The sequence below is a fragment of the Rhodoblastus sp. genome, assembly GCF_052145335.1.
In the GTDB taxonomy this organism is placed as follows: domain Bacteria; phylum Pseudomonadota; class Alphaproteobacteria; order Rhizobiales; family Beijerinckiaceae; genus Rhodoblastus.
Genome location: NZ_JBKQOU010000311.1, coordinates 1 through 3,591, shown reverse-complemented (window position 1 = coordinate 3,591; position 3,591 = coordinate 1). Strand labels below are relative to the sequence as shown.

Here is a 3,591-nt window from a genome sequence, read left to right as displayed (position 1 = left end):
GCGGCCGTTCTTCGCCAATGCCGACATCGATGAGAACGCCCGCCGCAAGGCCGCCGGCAAAAAGGAAATCGCGCTGTCGCCGATCGCGATCGAGGTCGTGCGCCGCATCGACGCGCTGTTCGAGATCGAGCGGACCATCAACGGCAAGAGCGCCGCGGAGCGCTTGGCGGTTCGCCAAAAAATGAGCCGGCCTCTGGTCGAGGATCTTCAGGTCTATCTGCGGGAGCAGGCCGCCCGGCTCTCGCGCGGGCATGATCTGGTCAAGGCGATCAACTACATTCTCAAGCGCTGGCCGGCCTTCACGCTGTTCCTTGAAGATGGGCGTGTTTGCCTCTCGAACAATGCGGCTGAGCGCGGCCTGCGCGGCATCGCTCTGGGAAGAAAATCATGGTTGTTCTGCGGTTCGGATCGCGGCGGCCATCGCGCCGCCGCCATGTACAGCCTCATCGTCACATGCAAAATGAATGGCGTCGATCCCCAGGCCTGGCTGGCTGACGTCCTCTCCCGCATCGCCGGCCACCCCTCGCATCGGCTGTATGAGCTGACGCCGTGGAACTGGAAGCCTCAGGCGCAGGTCAACTCCGCTCAGGCGGCCTGAATATGCACATCAACAAAGTCCATCACGTCAAGACGATAAGCCGCGTCGCCAGGGAGCTTGGCGAAGACGAGGACTGGCTGTTCGAAAGTAAGCGCCAAGGTCGCCCCATGATGGCGGCGACGAGGGGCGGCTAACTTTTTGGCTGGCGCCGGCAGGCGATGCGCGAAGGAGCGGCGACGCCGTCGACGGCGCGCGCCGCGACTGAGAATGAGACGGAGGCGTTCGCCAGGTCCGCGCCGGTTGTGGAAATCGCGATCGGCGCCGCGGTGATCCGGGTTAGCGCCGCGATTGGCGAAGCCGAGCTGCGGCGCGTGATCCGCGCGGTGCGCTCGGCATGATCGCGTCGGGCGTGAAGGTCTATCTGGCCAGCCAACCGGTCGATTTTCGCAAAGGCCCGGACGGTTTGCTGTCGCTGGTGCGCGATGCCGGAGCCGACCCGTTCAGCGGCGCGCTTTATGTGTTCCGGGCCAAGAGAGCCGATAGAATCAAGATCGTGTGGTTTGATGGGACTGGCGTATGCCTGTTCGCAAAAAGATTGGAGGAATCGCAATTTTGCTGGCCGCGGATCGGGCCGAACCAGGTTCAACTCAACTACGCCCAGTTGATGGCGTTGGTCGACGGACTGGATTGGAAGCGGGTGCATCCAGTAGACGTCAAACGCCCGGTCAGCGCCGGCTGAATGACTAGAAAACCAGCGTCATTACGCTGAAAAGGCGAGCGTTTTCGCTCGGTCTATGCTTTAATCATCGCAATGAAAACGCTCGATTTTCCGCTTCCTGACGACGTTGACGCGCTGAAAGCGCTGGTCCGCGCCATGGCTGAAAAGGCGGCGCGCGCAGAGGCGCTCGAAAGCGAAAACCGCGATCTCAAAGCCCTCAACGCGGAAGCCGACGAGCGGATCGCTCGGCTGACTTCGATCCTCAAGGCGCTGGAGCGAAACCGCTTCGGCAAGCGTTCGGAAAAGCTCGGGGCTGCAGCCAAGGACGAACAGCAGGCCTTCGTGTTCGAGGAGATCGAGACCGGCATCGCCGAAATCAAAGCGGGGCTCGACAAGGCCGGCGGCTCAGCCAAGCAAAAACGCACGCCGCGTCCGCGCAAGGCGTTCTCACCTCATCTTGAGCGGGTCGAGGTTGTGATCGAGCCCGAGGTTCCAGCCGAACATCTGGGCAAGGAGAAGATCAAGATCGGCGAGGACGTTTGCGAAAGGCTGGACGTGGAGCTGCCGCGCTTCCGGGTGATTGTCACCCGCCGGCCGAAATACGCCTTCAAGGACGCCGACGGCGTCATCCAGGCGCTCGCTCCCGCGCGCATCATCGAAGGCGGCATTCCGACCGAAGCGCTGTTGGCGATGATCGCGGTCTCCAAATACGCCGACGGCCTGCCGCTTTATCGGCAGGAAGCCATCTACGCCCGTGACAGTGTCGAGCTTGATCGTTCGTTGATGGCGCAATGGATGGGGCGGCTTGGCTTTGAGCTGGAGCCGCTTTCGGAACATGTGCTTTTGCGGATCAAGCAGGGCCCGCGCGTCTTCGCCGACGAGACGACGCTGCCGACGCTGGAGCCCGGCGCCGGCAAAGCGAAAAAAGCCTATTTATGGGCCTATGCGAGAGACGATCGGCCCTTTGGCGGCGGCGATCCGCCGATGGTCGCTTACCGGTTCGAGGACAGTCGTTCCGGCGACTGCGCTTTGCGGCATCTGAAAGGGTATCACGGCATTCTGCAAGTCGATGGTTACGCCGCCTATCAGCGGCTGGCGAGGCCAGACCGCGGCGAGAAGCCCCTGCTTCTGGCCTGCTGCTGGGCGCATCTGCGCCGAAGATTTTACGAACTGCATGTTGACGACAGCTCCAGCCTGGCCACCGTCACGGTCGAGCGGATGAAGGATCTTTGGGCGGTGGAAGACCAGGTTCGCGGCATGACGCCCGACGACAGGTCGGCGGCGCGCCGCCAATCCTCAGCCCCGATCGTCGCCGAATTGTTTGCGCTCTGGGAAAAGGAGCTGACGCTCATCTCGGGAAAATCCAAACTCGCCGAACATATCCGCTACGCCCTGGAGCGCCGCGCCAGCTTCGAGCTGTTCCTCGCCGACGGCCGCGTCGAGATCGACTCCAATATAGTCGAGCGGGCGATCCGGCCCCAGACCATCACGCGAAAGAACGCGCTCTTCGCGGGTTCCGACGGCGGTGGCCGGACGTGGGCGACCATAGCGACCCTTCTGACCACGGCGAAAATGAACGGCGTCGATCCCTTCGGATGGCTCAAGCAGACGCTCGAACGCATCGCCAACGGTTGGCCCAACCGCGATGTCGAGGCGCTCATGCCGTGGAATTACGCCGCCTGAACGGCCTCGGCTCTGCGCTTACGTTCGAAATCGCCATCGACATGGAGATCGAGGACGGCGTGATCTGGGTCTATGACAACTCAGAAGATGGCGAAATGACCTTCACAGACTTCGGCATCGAGAACCTGATCGATCTCATCAAAATCCACAACGACGATCCGACGATCCTGGCGAGGCGGTCGCGCTGAATCCGGCTGCCTGCGCCTGCGTGCTACGCCGGATGGATACAAAAAGGCGGGCCTCGGGGCTATAGAAATCGATAGGATCAAACAAACCGCTTCCTCTCCACGATATGCAAAACGGCGCTGGATCGTGAGGGCGACTGGCACGTCAAAAGCATTAACTTCCCATGCAACGAGATCTTGCGCCGAATTAGGTTTGCAAGACCCCATTTGCGCGTCGTTGGCGATTTCACGTGGCGCTTAAGTCGACTATCGCCGCGATGTTTTTGTCGACGAGACTTTGTGCGGCATCTCGCACATGACGATGATGCGTGAACAAGAGCACCTGGGTTGTTTTACCGAGTTCGGCAAGCAGCGCGAGCGTAGCCGCTCCGCGGTCATCATCGAAATGAATGAGAAGATCGTCGGCGATGAAGGGCACTGGTTCGGCTGAAGTACAATAATGTTCAATGCTGGCGATGCGAAAAGCC

General features: G+C 61.2%; 7 protein-coding genes. 6 read left to right on the top strand and 1 reads right to left on the bottom strand.

The genetic code is table 11. The annotated features are described in order from the left end of the window. The 6 genes from ACLP2E_RS19055 to ACLP2E_RS19030 form a co-directional block, all read left to right on the top strand. Positions 1 to 598, top strand: a 598-nt coding sequence (locus tag ACLP2E_RS19055; RefSeq protein WP_442466821.1) for an IS66 family transposase, incomplete at its 5' end; no start/stop codon positions are given. 2 nt (positions 599 to 600) lie between these two features. After that, a complete protein-coding gene (locus ACLP2E_RS19050; protein WP_442466820.1) occupies positions 601 to 732 on the top strand; it encodes a hypothetical protein in 132 nt (43 codons plus the stop codon). Between the two features lie 24 nt (positions 733 to 756). Further along, complete coding sequence (locus ACLP2E_RS19045) at positions 757 to 936, top strand: hypothetical protein (protein ID WP_442466819.1); 180 nt, start codon at positions 757 to 759, stop codon at positions 934 to 936. Next, positions 933 to 1,277 carry an IS66 family insertion sequence element accessory protein TnpB gene (gene tnpB / locus ACLP2E_RS19040; protein ID WP_442466818.1) on the top strand — a complete coding sequence of 115 codons (345 nt, stop codon included), beginning with the start codon at positions 933 to 935 and terminating at the stop codon, positions 1,275 to 1,277. Before ACLP2E_RS19045 ends, tnpB begins: the two co-directional genes overlap by 4 nt. A 72-nt stretch (positions 1,278 to 1,349) precedes the next feature. Then, complete coding sequence (gene tnpC, locus ACLP2E_RS19035) at positions 1,350 to 2,939, top strand: IS66 family transposase (protein WP_442466817.1); 1,590 nt, start codon at positions 1,350 to 1,352, stop codon at positions 2,937 to 2,939. Next, positions 2,921 to 3,127, top strand: a complete 207-nt coding sequence (locus ACLP2E_RS19030) for a hypothetical protein (protein ID WP_442466816.1) — start codon at positions 2,921 to 2,923, stop codon at positions 3,125 to 3,127. The genes tnpC and ACLP2E_RS19030 overlap by 19 nt, the downstream gene beginning before the upstream one ends. Positions 3,128 to 3,350: 223 nt before the next feature. Here the strand turns inward: ACLP2E_RS19030 and ACLP2E_RS19025 are convergent. After that, a partial coding sequence (locus ACLP2E_RS19025) for an ATP-binding protein (protein ID WP_442466815.1) occupies positions 3,351 to 3,591 on the bottom strand: 241 nt, incomplete at its 5' end.

What these genes read in the sequence shown, in the direction of transcription:
- tnpC (WP_442466817.1), top strand. Translation starts at nt 1,350, where the DNA reads ATGAAAACGCTCGATTTTCCGCTTCCTGACGACGTTGACGCGCTGAAA.
- ACLP2E_RS19050 (WP_442466820.1), top strand. Translation starts at nt 601, where the DNA reads ATGCACATCAACAAAGTCCATCACGTCAAGACGATAAGCCGCGTCGCC.
- tnpB (WP_442466818.1), top strand. Translation starts at nt 933, where the DNA reads ATGATCGCGTCGGGCGTGAAGGTCTATCTGGCCAGCCAACCGGTCGAT.
- ACLP2E_RS19045 (WP_442466819.1), top strand. Translation starts at nt 757, where the DNA reads ATGCGCGAAGGAGCGGCGACGCCGTCGACGGCGCGCGCCGCGACTGAG.